14 protein-coding genes are annotated in these 13,134 nt (G+C 62.2%); 6 read left to right on the top strand and 8 right to left on the bottom strand.

Translation table 11 applies throughout. The annotated features are described in order from the left end of the window. Nucleotides 1-142: 142 nt before the first annotated feature. Nucleotides 143-1,165 (bottom strand): zinc ABC transporter substrate-binding protein ZnuA, encoded by a 1,023-nt coding sequence (gene znuA / locus ACED18_RS04580; protein WP_377289426.1) that lies wholly within the window; start codon nt 1,163-1,165, stop codon nt 143-145. A gap of 135 nt (nt 1,166-1,300) precedes the next feature. Between znuA and ACED18_RS04575 the strand changes: the two genes are divergently transcribed. The 3 genes from ACED18_RS04575 to ACED18_RS04565 are packed head-to-tail and all read left to right on the top strand — an operon-like array spanning nt 1,301 to nt 3,528. Beyond that, the gene (locus ACED18_RS04575) at nt 1,301-2,281 is read left to right on the top strand and encodes an ATP-binding cassette domain-containing protein (protein ID WP_377289424.1); all 981 of its coding nucleotides are present in this window, start codon (nt 1,301-1,303) and stop codon (nt 2,279-2,281) included. Continuing rightward, entirely contained in the window at nt 2,274-3,137 is an 864-nt protein-coding gene (gene znuB / locus ACED18_RS04570) for a zinc ABC transporter permease subunit ZnuB (RefSeq protein ID WP_377289422.1), read from the top strand. The genes ACED18_RS04575 and znuB overlap by 8 nt, the downstream gene beginning before the upstream one ends. After that, nucleotides 3,130-3,528: a Fur family transcriptional regulator gene (locus tag ACED18_RS04565; protein ID WP_377289420.1), complete on the top strand. Its 399-nt coding sequence runs from the start codon at nt 3,130-3,132 to the stop codon at nt 3,526-3,528. The genes znuB and ACED18_RS04565 overlap by 8 nt, the downstream gene beginning before the upstream one ends. 6 nt (nt 3,529-3,534) lie before the next feature. Here ACED18_RS04565 and ACED18_RS04560 read toward each other — a convergent pair whose 3' ends face one another. The 3 genes from ACED18_RS04560 to ACED18_RS04550 form a co-directional block, all read right to left on the bottom strand. Next, on the bottom strand, nt 3,535-4,068 hold the full coding sequence (locus ACED18_RS04560) for a gamma carbonic anhydrase family protein (RefSeq protein ID WP_377289418.1): 534 nt from the start codon (nt 4,066-4,068) through the stop codon (nt 3,535-3,537). A 19-nt stretch (nt 4,069-4,087) separates the two neighbouring features. Continuing rightward, the gene (locus ACED18_RS04555) at nt 4,088-4,774 is read right to left on the bottom strand and encodes a fumarylacetoacetate hydrolase family protein (RefSeq protein WP_377289416.1); all 687 of its coding nucleotides are present in this window, start codon (nt 4,772-4,774) and stop codon (nt 4,088-4,090) included. A gap of 171 nt (nt 4,775-4,945) precedes the next feature. Further along, entirely contained in the window at nt 4,946-5,149 is a 204-nt protein-coding gene (locus tag ACED18_RS04550) for a hypothetical protein (RefSeq protein WP_377289414.1), read from the bottom strand. A gap of 181 nt (nt 5,150-5,330) precedes the next feature. Between ACED18_RS04550 and dusA the strand changes: the two genes are divergently transcribed. Continuing rightward, a complete protein-coding gene (dusA, locus tag ACED18_RS04545) occupies nt 5,331-6,449 on the top strand; it encodes a tRNA dihydrouridine(20/20a) synthase DusA (RefSeq protein ID WP_377289412.1) in 1,119 nt (372 codons plus the stop codon). A 165-nt stretch (nt 6,450-6,614) separates the two neighbouring features. Here dusA and ACED18_RS04540 read toward each other — a convergent pair whose 3' ends face one another. Beyond that, nucleotides 6,615-6,827, bottom strand: coding sequence for a cold-shock protein (locus ACED18_RS04540; RefSeq protein ID WP_027486412.1), 213 nt, complete (start codon nt 6,825-6,827; stop codon nt 6,615-6,617). A gap of 498 nt (nt 6,828-7,325) precedes the next feature. On the opposite strand from ACED18_RS04540, the gene ACED18_RS04535 reads away from it, so the two are divergent. Next, nucleotides 7,326-8,045: a J domain-containing protein gene (locus tag ACED18_RS04535; protein ID WP_377289410.1), complete on the top strand. Its 720-nt coding sequence runs from the start codon at nt 7,326-7,328 to the stop codon at nt 8,043-8,045. An 81-nt stretch (nt 8,046-8,126) separates the two neighbouring features. Here ACED18_RS04535 and ACED18_RS04530 read toward each other — a convergent pair whose 3' ends face one another. From ACED18_RS04530 to ACED18_RS04520, 3 genes are all read right to left on the bottom strand, one after another. Continuing rightward, the gene (locus ACED18_RS04530; protein ID WP_377289408.1) at nt 8,127-9,773 is read right to left on the bottom strand and encodes an alkaline phosphatase PhoX; all 1,647 of its coding nucleotides are present in this window, start codon (nt 9,771-9,773) and stop codon (nt 8,127-8,129) included. Between the two features lie 40 nt (nt 9,774-9,813). Next, nucleotides 9,814-10,521 carry a hypothetical protein gene (locus ACED18_RS04525; RefSeq protein WP_377289406.1) on the bottom strand — a complete coding sequence of 236 codons (708 nt, stop codon included), beginning with the start codon at nt 10,519-10,521 and terminating at the stop codon, nt 9,814-9,816. Nucleotides 10,522-11,343: 822 nt separating this feature from the next. Next, nucleotides 11,344-11,526, bottom strand: coding sequence for a hypothetical protein (locus tag ACED18_RS04520; protein WP_377289404.1), 183 nt, complete (start codon nt 11,524-11,526; stop codon nt 11,344-11,346). Between the two features lie 68 nt (nt 11,527-11,594). Here ACED18_RS04520 and ACED18_RS04515 point away from each other — a divergent pair, with 68 nt between their 5' ends. Then, nucleotides 11,595-13,118, top strand: coding sequence for an anti-phage dCTP deaminase (locus ACED18_RS04515; protein WP_377289402.1), 1,524 nt, complete (start codon nt 11,595-11,597; stop codon nt 13,116-13,118). The last annotated feature ends 16 nt before the right edge of the window (nt 13,119-13,134 follow it).

The following is a 13,134-nucleotide window of genomic DNA, read 5'->3' as shown; positions in this document are numbered from 1 at the left end:
GATTTCAACCGTGGTTGCAAGCATGGAACGGGCTTTTCAAGCGATGAGTGATGTTCTTAGACGAAAGTCGCAGGGGCCTTGCGGCGCCCTGCGACGAGGATTTTCCGGTGCGGAAAGCCATTGTCCCGCGAGGAAAGAGGTCTTACCCCTGCGCTGACAGGCAGGTCTTGAGCGAGGTCGCGATGCCCGTCATCATCTGGAAATAGAGATCCGGTCCGGCGGTCAGGCTGCCTGCTTCCGGGTCGAGAACGCCGGCCTTGGCCTTGGTCCCCTCGATGACGGTGTTGACGAGCTTGGGCTCGAACTGCGGCTCGGCAAAGACGCAGGTGGCGCCGAGCGTGCCGATTTTTTCCTGGATTTCCTTGAGGCGGGCGGCACCCGGCATGGTCTCGGGGCTGACGGTGATCGAACCGGCGACCTTCACGCCGAAGCGGCCTTCGAAATACTGGTAGGCGTCGTGGAAGACGATGAAGGGCTTGTCCTTGACCGGCGCGATGGTGGCGGCGATCTCGGTCTCCAGATCCTTCAGGCGCGTCTTGAGCCTGGCCAGATTGGCGTCGTAGGCCGCGGCATGGTCTGGATCGGCCGCCTTCATCGTCTTCGCGATCTCGTCGGCGATGGCGGCGGCATTCTGCGGGTCGAGCCACAGATGGGCGTCGATGCCGCCATGCTCGTGCTCATGACCATGCTCGTGGCCGGCTTCTTCGGCCGGCTTCGCCTCGCCTTCATGGGCGTGCTCATCCGCGTGGGCGTGTTCACCCTCGGCGTGGTCATGGCCTTCCTCGTCGTGGTCATGCGCCTCGAACGCGCCGCCTTCACGGAACGGCAGGGTGATCAGTGCCGGCGCATCCTGGAGTTCGACGACCTTGGCCTTGGACGCCAGCGCCTCCAGCGGCTTTTCCATGAAGCCTTCGAGATTGGGTCCGACCCAGAAGATGACGTTGGCCTGTTCGAGCGCTGCGGCCTGCGACGGCTTCAGCGAATAGGTGTGGGGGGAGGCGGCGCCATCGACGATGAGCGTCGGCGTGACCACGCCCTCGGTGATGGCGGAGACCAGCGAATGGATGGGCTTGATCGTCACCACGACGGATGGTTCTGCCGCGGCGGCAGCCGATGCGGCCAGGAGGATGGTGGAGGCGAAAAGGGCGGTGGTAAGGCGCGACATGGGGTCTCCGTCTTTGCCAGGTCCGGTAGCGGGAGAGCGGCCGGATCCTGTTGAACTTGATATGTAATGTTATTACATGAATTGCGTAACGCTATAACGTGTGCGATAGCATGGCGCAACAGGGATCCTTGACTGATGCTCGATCGACCGATCTCCACCGACGTGACGGCAGCCGGCGCGCAGGCAGCGGGCACGCCTGCCGCTGACCACCAGCGCGACATTCTCGTCTCGCTGAGCCAGGCCGGCATCCGGCGGCAGGGGCGCTATCTCGTGCGCGGCGTCGATTTTTCCATCCGGCGCGGCGAGATCGTGACGCTGATCGGGCCGAACGGGTCGGGCAAATCCACCACCGCGAAAATGGCGATCGGCGTCTACAAGGCCGACGAGGGCCGGGTGACGCGCAAGGCCGGGCTGAAGGTCGGCTATGTGCCGCAGAAGCTTGCCGTGGACTGGACGCTGCCGCTGACCGTGGAGCGGCTGATGACGCTGACGGGGCCGCTGACGCGGCGCGAACTCCTCGATGCGGTCGAGGCGACCGGCGTCGCGCATCTCCTGAAGGCCGAGGTTCAGCGTCTGTCGGGCGGCGAATTCCAGCGCGCCCTTCTGGCCCGCGCGATCGCCCGCCGTCCCGATCTGCTGGTGCTGGACGAGCCCGTGCAGGGCGTCGATTTCAACGGCGAGATCGCCCTCTACGATCTCATCAAGACGATCCGCAACCGGACAGGCTGCGGTATCCTGCTGATTTCGCACGATCTCCATATCGTGATGGCGGAAACGGACACGGTGATCTGCCTCAACGGTCATGTGTGCTGCCGCGGGACGCCGGAGGTGGTGAGCCGCAGCCCGGAATATCTGAAGCTGTTCGGTGCGCGGGCTGCGCAGACACTGGCCGTCTACAGCCATCACCACGACCATACCCATCTGCCGGACGGACGCGTGCTGCATGCCGACGGCACGGTGACGGCGGACTGCCATCCCGACGACGGGCACCACGACCATGCGCACCGTGATGCCGGCAACGGCACCTGCTCCTGCGGGCATCCGCACGCGCCGCAGCCCGCGCAGCCGGTGCTGCGCCTGAACGGCTACACGCCAGAGGGGCGTCCGCGTGTTTGACGATTTCTTCACCCGTGCGCTGGTGGCCGGCATCGGTCTGGCGCTGACGGTCGGGCCGCTCGGCTGTTTCATCATCTGGCGGCGCATGGCCTATTTCGGCGATACGATGGCGCATTCCGCGCTGCTCGGCGTTGGACTGGCGCTGTTCTTCGACATGAACATCATCGTCAGCGTCTTTGCCGTCGCGGTGGCCGTGTCGCTGCTGCTCATCCTGCTTGAAAAGCGCGGTGCGCTGTCCACCGATGCGCTGCTCGGCATTCTCTCCCATTCGGCGCTGTCGATCGGCCTCGTTCTGCTCGCCTTCATGACCTGGGTGCGCGTCGACCTCATCAATTTCCTGTTCGGCGACATCCTCGCGGTGACGGAGAGCGATATCGACATCGTCTGGGGCGGCGGCGTGCTGGTCATCCTGTCGCTGATCTATCTCTGGCGGCCGCTGCTCGCCTCCACCGTCAATCCTGAACTGGCGGAGGCGGAGGGGCTGGAGCCGCAGCGGGCCAAGATCTTCTTCATGCTGCTGCTGGCGGCCGTGATCGCCATCGCCATGAAGATCGTCGGTATCCTGCTCATCACCTCGCTGCTGATCATTCCGGCCGCGACGGCGCGGCGTTTCGCGCGCACGCCAGAGGTCATGGCGGTGATGGCGTCGGTGATCGGTGCCCTTTCGGTGACGCTCGGTCTCTATGGCTCGCTGCATTACGATACGCCCTCCGGTCCATCGATCGTCGTCGCGGCCTTGCTGATCTTCGTGCTCAGCCTGCTGCCAGTCGGCAGACGGCTTTCGGGCCGCGACCATGAGCATAGGCTGGCCGGAGCGGAGGGGCATTCGGGGGGAAATGGAGGCATTGATGAGTGAACACGATCTGACGCGCAACCAGGCGCTTGTCTTCGACGCGCTGCGGGCTGCCGACCAGCCGCTCAGTGCCTATACAATTCTCGACAAGCTGCGCGATGCGGGGTTCCGCGCGCCCTTGCAGGTGTATCGGGCGCTCGAAAAGCTGATCGAGAAGGGGCTCGTGCACCGTCTCGAGAGCATCAATTCCTTCGTCGCCTGCGCCCATCCGCATGACAATTGTGCCTCCCACGGACTGACGGCCTTTGCGATCTGCGAGCGGTGCAGCCAGGTCATCGAATTCCACGACCACGGGATCGAGCATCGGCTGGCCGACTGGGCGAAGGAACGCGGTTTCAAGCCCTCCAAGACGCTGATCGAGGTGAAGGGCATCTGCGCGGCCTGTGCCGCCTGACGGCTGTCACGGATCGATCCGCTGGAGGCCACGGGCGAAACGCTGCCAGTTCTTCACGTAATGGCTTGACGAGAGCTTCAATCCGTTGATCGCGGCCTCATCCAGCATTCGCACGGCCTTGGCGGGCGCGCCGACGATGAGGCTGCCATCCTCGAAGACCTTGCCTTCGGTGACCAGCGCATTGGCGCCGACGAGGCAGTTGTTGCCGATGCGGGCGCCATTGAGGATCGTGGCGCCCATGCCGACGAGGCTGTTGTCACCGATGGTGCAGCCGTGGACGATGGCGCGGTGACCGATGGTGCAGCCTTCCCCGATCGTGACGGGAAAGCCCGGATCCACATGGAGCACCGCACCTTCCTGGATATTGGTGCGGGCACCGATGCGGATCAGCTCATTGTCCCCGCGCAGCACGGCGCCGAACCAGATGCCGACATCCTCGCCGAGATCGACCCGGCCGATGACATGGGCATCGGGCGCGACCCAGTAGCGGCCCTCCGGGGGAAGCGTGGGACGCTGGCCATCGATGGCATAGAGAGGCATGGGGCGCGTTCCCTTCGCTTCACACGACGCTGACGGTGAGTGTCCCGAGGTCGTCGATGCCGCAGGTGATCGTGTCACCGCGCTTGACGGGGCCGACGCCGGCGGGGGTGCCGGTAAAGATCACATCGCCGGGAGCGAGCGTGAAAAGCCGCGAGGCGTGCGCGATGATATCGGCCATGCCCCAGGTCATGTCGGCAATATCGGCGTCCTGCCGGCGCTTGCCGTTGACGTCGAGCCAGATGCGGGCCGTCGAGGGATGGCCGAGGCGTGCGGCGGGTATAATGGGCGAGATTGGCGCGGAGTGTTCGAAGGCCTTGGCCGCCGACCACGGCTTGCCGGCGGCCTTGGCGGCGGCCTGCATGTCGCGGCGGGTGAAATCGATGCCGACGGCATAGCCATAGACATGGGAGAGGGCGTCTTCCGGCGCAATGTCCGATCCGCCCTTCGCCAGCACGGCGACGAACTCGACCTCGTGATGCACGTCATTGGTCTGTGAAGGGTAGGGGAAGGCGCGCCCGGCGGTCAGCAGATTGTCGGGGTTCTTCTGGAAGAAGAAGGGTGGATCCCGGTTCGGTTCGTGGCCGATCTCACGGGCGTGGTCGGCATAGTTGCGGCCGACGCAATAGACCCGGCGCACCGGAAAGCCGGCGGCTTCGCCCTCGATGGGCAGGAGAATGGTTTCGGGCGGCGGAAAAAGCGGCTGCATGGTCTCTCACTAAGGCGTTACGTTCGCGCAAAGCCTAAAGCACGTCGCCTGATTCGAGATTCATGCGATGTGCTTTCGTTTCTTGTTTTCGCATGTCTTTTTCCCGAAACCGCTGCGCACTTTCGGGAGACATGCTGCAGCACCGCTCTTCCCACCGTGGAAATCCTGCAATCAGCCGCAAGCGTATTGCTTGAGCTGTTCGCGCGTCAGGTAATGGCCGTTGCTGCGCGAGTTCAGCGCCGGGTCCGAAACTTCGATGGTCGCGCCCTGCGGCAGTGCGAGCGCCTGGCGAACGGTCATGATGCCGATGTCCCGCCGGGCAGAGCCCTGGCGCAAGCTGACCTCGACGATCCGGTACAGATTCTCCTCCTGCATGATCCTCTCCCGTTTTTTGATTCATTTATTTCGGTACGGTAAAATCGTATCACGAAATTGTTTTTTATGAGGCACCTCCGCATATTCGCGGCGCAAGGTCAACATGCAGCGCACCAATTGCGGGCATTTGCTTCATTGCAGTGCAGCGTGGTAGGAGCCGCGCGACGAAAGGATGCCGGCCATGACGGATCACGCACAGGTTGGAACGACGGGCGTTGGCGAGATCGGCAGCGCCGGGCGGGGCCGCTATTTCGCTGGCCCGGTCTTCGCCGTTGCCCCGATGATCGATTGGACCGACAGTCACTTCCGGGTTTTTGCCCGGCAGATGTCGCGCCATGCGCTGCTCTACACCGAGATGATCGTGGCGGATGCGGCGATCCGTGGCGACCGGCAGCGGCTGCTCGGTTTCGAGCCTTGCGAGAACCCGGTCGCGCTGCAGCTCGGCGGCAACGATCCCGCCAAGATGGCGGAGGCCGCGCGGATCGGTGTCGGCTTCGGCTATGACGAGATCAACATGAATGTCGGCTGCCCCTCCGACCGGGTGCAGTCCGGCACGTTCGGCGCCTGCCTGATGCGCGAGCCTGATGTGGTGGCCGACTGCGTGGCGGCGATGAAGGCGGCGGTCTCGATTCCCGTCACCGTCAAATGCCGGATCGGCGTGGACGAGCAGGAGCCGGAGGAGGCGCTGTTCGACCTGGTGGCGCGGGTCAAGGCGGCGGGTGCCGATGCCGTCTGGGTCCATGCTCGCAAGGCCTGGCTGCAGGGCCTGTCGCCGAAGGAAAACCGGGATATTCCGCCGCTCGATTACGCGATCGTGCATCGGCTGAAGGCAGCGCATCCCGATCTCTTCGTTGGGATCAATGGCGGGCTGAAGACGCTGGCGGAAGGCATTGCTGCGAGCGAAGGGCTCGACGGCATGATGCTGGGGCGCGCGGCCTATCAGGACAGCAGCCTTCTGGCCACGGTGGATGCCCATGTGCCGCATCCGCTGACGGGTGCGAGCGCACACGACCTTGCGCCGCGGGATGCCGACTTCTGGCGCCGCGTGTGTGCCGCCATGCAGGACCATGCGGCGCGGCACATCGAAAAGGGCGGGCGGCTCATTCACGTCACGCGGCATATGGTCGGCCTCTTCCAGGGGATGGCCGGGGCGAAGCGCTACCGGCAGATCCTGTCCTCCGAAGCGGCGCGCATGGATGCCGGGCCGGAGGTGATTGCAAAGGCCTTCGATGCGGTGCTGGTGCGGATGGACGCGGGGGAAACCGACCAGGGCGACAGCAACGAGGCGCTGTCAGCCTAGGCGACTGGAACAGAGGGTGGAAAAACGGCGGCGGGATTTTTCGCGCCGTCGCGGTGCGCTCCCGTTTTAGCCCCCCTGATTTTCGACCCCTGAAACGCAACATGGCGGCCGGAGCCGCCATGTTTCGAAATCCTTGTCACCCTCCGGGGGAGGGCGGCGCGCAGATTATGCAGCGCGGATGTTGACGGCCTTCGGGCCCTTGCCCATGCGATCCGGCTCGGTGTCGAAGGTGACCTGCTGGCCGTCCTTCAGCGTCTGCAGGCCGGCAGCCTGGAGAGCGGAGATGTGAACGAACACGTCCTTCGCGCCGCCTTCCGGCGTGATGAAGCCGAAGCCCTTGTCCTGGTTGAAAAACTTAACGGTGCCCTTGGTGGCCATGGGGGGAGATCCTCTTTCCCTTTTTGCAGTTTGCCGCCGCGAGATAGGTGCGGATGGCGTTTTGTCGAGTAGTCACGATAACGGGGAAAGAACGTCTACGACGCCGGCCCATGCCTGCGGCCCGGAGGCCATAGGGTCTTGCGGTCAGCTACCCGGCAAGCCGGGCATACAGTCAGTCCAGTCTCCGGGATAGAAAACGCCCGAACGCCGATAGCCTTGACAGTTTTGTCGTGGAAAAGCAACGCCCAACTTTTGGCCTTTCGGCGGCGGCGCAGTCGGTTCATGCTGGCAGGCGCGGACCGAAAGAAGACGCCATGCCACCAGCCATGCCGCCCTTTCGTCCCATTTGCGGGCCAAGGCAGCGGGCAAGCCATCTGGGGATCGGCGTGCCGCGCGCTTGCGGGGTGCGGACGAAGCCGGTACCCCTTGAGGCCTGCGACAGGGGTCTGCACCCGGGCAGGCCGCAGGGCAGGCGTGAAGCACAGGCTGGCGAGAGAGATGGGGGAGCAAGGCGTGATCGACCCTTATGAAACGCTGGGTGTCGCCCGGGACGCGGGCGAGGCGGAAATCCGCGCTGCCTTTCGCCAGGCCGCCAAGAGTGCCCATCCCGACCAGGGCGGCGACGTGGAAAGCTTTGCGCAGCTGACGGCGGCGCACGAACTGCTGAAGGATCCGGTGCGGCGCAAGGTCTATGACGACACCGGCTACGACCCCGACATGGCCGACCCCAAGGCGCTGAAGGGGCTGATGATGCTGGAGGCGCTGGTCAACGAGATGATCCTCGACGAGCGCATGCCCGGCAGTTTCGATCCCGTGGCAGCGATGCGGCGCAAGCTTTCGGACGACATTCTCAAGAACCGTTTCCACATCCTGGAGCTGGAGCGCCATCGCGACCGGGTGCGCCACCATATCGACCGGCTGGCGCGCCGGCCGGGAACGGACGTGCTGGGCTCGATGCTGCGCGCCCGCTCGCAGTCGATCACCGATGCCATCCGCTCCACCGAGCAGCAGATCGCCGCCATCGAGCAGGCCTATGGCATGCTGGACGGCTATGCCTACGAGCTGGACGCCCGCGACAGCGACAGAGGCGGACTTGCAGAGCGCCAGCCCGCGCCGCACGACAGCGCGCCTCCGGTGCATGCAAGCGCCCCCGGGGCCGATGCGGCGCCCGACATCGAGCCGGACGCGGCCGACGACGTGCCGAAGGCGGCCGAGTAAGGGCTTTTCCATTCGTTTCAAAAAGCGACCGGCGCAGCCCTTGCGGGGGCTGCGCCGGCTTCGTCTTTTGCGATCGCGCGGTTACTTCTTCGCGACGATCTCCCAGGTGATGTTGTCGCCGTGCTGCTGGGTGTAGAAGACGCGCCAGCCATTGGCGAAGGGGGTGGGAACGGCCACGCCGAGCAGGCCTTCCACCGTCGGATTGCCGTCGGAGACGTGGATGCCGGTGATCTCGTTGTCGCCGTCGTTCTTGAAGCCGGTTTCCTCGGCATCCTTCGAAAGCGCGCTGTCGATGGTGGCGGAGGGATCGCGGCCTTCGGCGAGGAAGCGGACCGGCTCGGCGCCCGTGGCGTAATCCGCCTTGAGGTCGATCAGGTAACCGCTGTCATAGGCCTTGCGCTGCGAGTGGGCGGTATCGCCGTCATCCTCGACCACGGCGATCGTGTCCTTGTCCCAGAAGGCGATGTTGTCGACGCCCGAATGGGCGGCGTCGCCGAGATAGGCCATGGAGAGTTCGCCTTCATCGGCCGAGGCGGAGGGCAGCTTGACCTTCAGCACGGCGCCGAAGCCGCCATATTCGCGGCCGGCGGCGGTCTTGACGTTGGTGTCGCCGGTTTCGGTGAAGTAGAATTCGGTGAAATCCGTGCCCGGGCGGAAGAGACCGTTTTCCGGACGCTTCAGCGGCGAGGCGCCGGCTTCGCGGGCCTTTTCGAAGGCTATGAAGGGTTCGGTGCCGTCCTTGTCGGTGTCGTGGACGGTGACCCACTTGGCCTTCAGCGTGGTGCCGTAGGTGTGCAGCGCCTTCAGGCCTTCCGACTTGATGTCGCCATCCATGTCGTCGGCGTGGAAGGTGACCGGCTTGCCATCGGCGGTGGCATATTGCAGGGCCTGCAGCTTGCCGCCCTTGGAGAGGTCCGTCTTGTCCTTCGGCACGAAGCGGTAGACGAAGGAATTCGGCTGCTTGGCCTTTTCGAGCGTCTTCGAGGTCTTGCCGCCGGCATCCTCCACGAGCCAGATATTGCCGTCCTTGTCGACCTGCACGCCTTCATAGGAGGCGTGGCCGAAGACGCCGTGCAGCGTGGTGACCTTGGCCGGATAATCGATCGTGGAGAGCCAGACGCCGCCATCCTTGCCCTCTTCCGAGGTCAGGAGGAGCTGCTTGGTGAAGGGGTTCCAGGTGGAGCCGTCGAACATCTGCAGCGGCTTGCCTTCGGTATCCTGCGAGGCCAGCAGCGTCACGCGGTGCGCCTCATCGGTGGCATCGAGATTGATGCGGGTGACGTAGCCATAGGGCTGGCCGTTGATCTCGACGGCCGATTCGTGGCCCTGGAAGAGGAAGTGCGTGCCGTAATTATAGGCGGCGTCGGCGCCCTTCTGGCCGTCCAGCACGAGATAGGTGTTCTTGTCCGGCTCGGTCTTCACGGCCTCGACGTCATGCGTCTTGCTCTGCACGTCGCCGGCTTCCGGAACGAAGGGGCCGTCGCCGGCATAGCCGTAGGAATGGATGACGAGGGTCGCGCCATCGAGCGTCATGGCGCCCTTGGCGGCGGCGACGCGATCGAGCTCCGGCGACAGCACGCTGTCGGCCGACTGGCCGTCGACCTTCTCGACGGGCTTGGCGACGCTGGTCGGATGCGCCGCATCGGCGGCGAGCGCGGGACAGAGGGCGCCGAGCAGGCCGGTGGCGAGCGCGGTGGAGACGAGGAGAGTGGAAAGGCGGTCAGACATGGGAGGAAACCTCATGGGTGTCAGGGACCGTGATCCCCTATCAACTGCCGATGACACTTTCGTGATCATTCTGTGATCGGGGCGGCCGGGCCGCAGCGGCTGCCGCACGGGCGCGCAGGAAGCGGCGGATGCGTCTGACATCGCCGGGATGGCCGGGGCGCGGGCGCTGGAAAATGACGCCGGCCGCAAGGTCTTCGAGCGCGCGGCGCCGCGGATCGTCCGAGAGGAAGAGATCGCCCTCCGCCTCGGCGAAGGCGCGCATGTCGAGGCTAAGACCCAGCAGCCAGACGAGGGCGTCACGCCACCGGTGGTGCAGCCGGATGAGGCAGGGCGGTTCGACCAGGCCGGCGGCGAAGCCGAGGCAGCGGTGCGCGCGCCGGCAGCGCCGCCGGCGGCAGAAATACTCGGGGCCAAACAGGGCCTCGACCACGGCGGCGAGGAACGCCCGCTCCGCCCAGTGGGCCAGCCGGGCGAATTCTGGATCGCGGCAGCGGCTGGTGGTGAGGCGCAGCCGATCGGGCAGCCGGCTCGCGACGGGATCGGCATGGAAGGAGACCCAGCCGTGACGCGGCGGCGCCAGCCAGCCATGGCAGGGCCAGAGCCCGGCGGGAACGGATTTTGCCGCCGGGGCGGGCGCGTGCTTTGCGGGTTCGGGCTTTTTGAGATCGGCAAAGATCTCCTCAGGTCGGACAGGGGCGGAGAGAGGCTGTTGGGCGAGGGACGGCCGGGGAAGGGGATGCTCTGGCATGAGCGGGCGCCTTTCGTGCGGGGGACGGGGTGCGCCTGACGCCGGACGCGCGATGGCTGCCCCGGACGCGGAGCGCCCGGGTTTGGCCGGTTCAGTCGGTCATTTCGGACGGGGCGCTGCAAGCTGCCGGTGCGAAATGTTTTGTAATGACACCTTGCGGCGCCCCGTTCAGCGGTTTTTGCACGCGACTCCGGTCTCTCTGGAGGGTGTCTGCCCGGCCGGCGCTCTCTTCATCCGCGCCCCGCCATGGCCGAAGCCACCGCGGGACGGAACGATCGCCGGTCCATCCGGGTCAGGGCCGAGGGAACGCTGTCCCTTCCGACATCTGGCCCGGCGGACATCTGGTCCGGCGAAGCCGACCGTGCATCCACCCCGTGCATGCCGCACAGGCACATCCGGCGCTCGCATGGAGACCATGACGCAGGAGCCGGTCCGACGCCCCCGCACCACGCCTCCCGTCACCGGAGGGAGACCATTTTCCGCGCACCCCTGAGATGAGGACTTACGTCTTTCCCCCACCCCAGGCGCCGGCCCCACCTCGCCGGAACGTCTTCCGGTGTATCCGATGGCGGGACGGGGAGAGTGTAGGGGCGCTGCGGGGGGAGGGGGATGGAGGGGGAAATTAATGCAATTGGAAACCGCTTACGGGACTGTTCCGGTAACGTAGTGTACCGGTGAGATGGATTTTCCCATCGCAAATAAGAGAGCTTCCTCAGTCATCGATGCAGGATAAGAGTATTTATGAAAAATATAATATAAAGAATGCATAGTGTTGACATAAAGGGGTCAGAAAACAGACCCCTTTATTTAATTACGTCCGACTTAGTTCTCGCTGTCCACGGTGAACTGAGTCGATCCAACCGTGAACCGATTGCGAAAATCTTCAATAGCACCGTCAAATGTCACTCGGCTCTTGTCCGCGGCTGATTGCAAGCGATTAAGGATGTCAGTGTGGCGATCAGGAGCCGCTTCTGCTTTTGTCTCAACCTTACGTTCGGTTGCCATGTTCACCCCCTGCGTGTAATTTGTGAGTCTAGACGCTCGCATCGCCTCATTAACAAATGGCTAACGACATGGCTACGGAAGAGTTCCAGGGTTCTGATAACATTTTGCCCGAAATTGTAATAGGAATCGTTTCTCCCGTAGGAACCAGTCTTGACTCTACAATTTCAAGCTTGAGAGAGCAGTTTCTGAAAAAGAAATTTGCGTTTCATCATGTTAAAATATCATCTCTTTTTCCTGATGTAGCGAAATTGCTTAATTATTCCGGACTTGATCCAGATAAAAAGAATGATCGCATAGACTCATACATAAAATTCGGAAATTTTGCCAGAGATCACATTGGATCGAAAGTCTGGTCTCTCTTTGCTATGTCTGAGATATCTAACGCTCGAGATAAGCGTGATCAGGACGCTGAAGGAATCGCGTTTGTAATTGATCAACTCAAAACAGAGGACGAACTCAGCGCACTTAATCAAATATATGGAAATCGGTTCATACAGTTATCCGTATATTCCGCTAGGGATGTTAGAGTAGACAACCTTTCAAAGATCATAGCCAGAGACCACAATCGAAGAGACGGCAACAAATATCGAGGAATTGCCGAGGATTTAGTGGTGCGGGATGAGGATGAAGAAGGTGAGCCCAATGGGCAAAAAGTTGGGAAGATCTTTCAGTATGCTGATGTAGTGGTGAATGATGATCGAACTGACGCAGGCGTTTCTGTTGCCGATCAAATCGAGAAATTCATAGATCTACTTTTTGGTCATAATGGGTATTCACCAAATCACCTTGAATATGGAATGTACTTGGCACATTCAGCTGCACTCAGAAGTCTGGACCTGTCTCGGCAAGTCGGAGCCGCCATCTTTCGCCCGACCGGAGAAATCGCGGCGCTTGGTTCTAATGAGGTCCCTAAAGCTGGCGGCGGGACGTATTGGTGTGATGACCCTGCTGATGCACGTGAATATAAGCTCGGTCATGACAGTAATGATCTTCGCAAGAAAGAGCTTTTAAAAGAAATAATCAGCATTATAAGTCCGGACGACCAGTTGACGAAAGAAAAGTTGGCGCAATTGGATAATTCTCAGTTTATGGACGCTTTGGAATATGGGCGCATAGTACATGCTGAGATGTCTGCAATCAGTGATGCTGCACGATTGGGGATTTCAATTCAGGGGGGTACAATATATTGTACCACTTTTCCATGTCATATGTGCTCAAAGCATATTGTTTCGTCAGGTCTTTCCAAAGTCATTTTTTTGGAGCCCTATCCCAAGAGTCTTACCAGTGACTTGCATCCGGATTCGGTTAAAATCGAAGGCACTTCACGGGGATCATTTTCCAAGTTTGGCTCTGTAGAATTTGTGCCTTTTTTTGGCATCACGCCCAGACGCTATCGTGATTTCTTTAGTAGAACTAAACGTAAAAAAGACGGAAAATTTCAAAGCTACAAAGAAGGATGTCCGAGCTTGATGATGTCCAATTCTGGCCCCGTCTATGCCCGCAGGGAAGCTGAAGCGATAGAAGCGCTCGGAGACGCTCTTGTTCGCTACAATGAACTACATCAGGAGACTGCACACTCTAAGAATGCCTGACTTTGAAGGCCATTTT

The organism is Rhizobium sp. SG2393 (assembly GCF_042610495.1).
Lineage (GTDB): Bacteria > Pseudomonadota > Alphaproteobacteria > Rhizobiales > Rhizobiaceae > RU20A.
This window is presented reverse-complemented; position numbering and strand designations above follow the sequence as displayed.

Bases quoted from the DNA above. Each gene is read 5' to 3' on its own strand.
- znuA (WP_377289426.1), bottom strand. From the start codon at position 1,165: ATGTCGCGCCTTACCACCGCCCTTTTCGCCTCCACCATCCTCCTGGCC.
- ACED18_RS04575 (WP_377289424.1), top strand. From the start codon at position 1,301: ATGCTCGATCGACCGATCTCCACCGACGTGACGGCAGCCGGCGCGCAG.
- ACED18_RS04565 (WP_377289420.1), top strand. From the start codon at position 3,130: ATGAGTGAACACGATCTGACGCGCAACCAGGCGCTTGTCTTCGACGCG.
- ACED18_RS04560 (WP_377289418.1), bottom strand. From the start codon at position 4,068: ATGCCTCTCTATGCCATCGATGGCCAGCGTCCCACGCTTCCCCCGGAG.
- ACED18_RS04555 (WP_377289416.1), bottom strand. From the start codon at position 4,774: ATGCAGCCGCTTTTTCCGCCGCCCGAAACCATTCTCCTGCCCATCGAG.
- ACED18_RS04550 (WP_377289414.1), bottom strand. From the start codon at position 5,149: ATGCAGGAGGAGAATCTGTACCGGATCGTCGAGGTCAGCTTGCGCCAG.
- dusA (WP_377289412.1), top strand. From the start codon at position 5,331: ATGACGGATCACGCACAGGTTGGAACGACGGGCGTTGGCGAGATCGGC.
- ACED18_RS04540 (WP_027486412.1), bottom strand. From the start codon at position 6,827: ATGGCCACCAAGGGCACCGTTAAGTTTTTCAACCAGGACAAGGGCTTC.
- ACED18_RS04535 (WP_377289410.1), top strand. From the start codon at position 7,326: ATGGGGGAGCAAGGCGTGATCGACCCTTATGAAACGCTGGGTGTCGCC.
- ACED18_RS04530 (WP_377289408.1), bottom strand. From the start codon at position 9,773: ATGTCTGACCGCCTTTCCACTCTCCTCGTCTCCACCGCGCTCGCCACC.
- ACED18_RS04525 (WP_377289406.1), bottom strand. From the start codon at position 10,521: ATGCCAGAGCATCCCCTTCCCCGGCCGTCCCTCGCCCAACAGCCTCTC.
- ACED18_RS04520 (WP_377289404.1), bottom strand. From the start codon at position 11,526: ATGGCAACCGAACGTAAGGTTGAGACAAAAGCAGAAGCGGCTCCTGAT.
- ACED18_RS04515 (WP_377289402.1), top strand. From the start codon at position 11,595: ATGGCTACGGAAGAGTTCCAGGGTTCTGATAACATTTTGCCCGAAATT.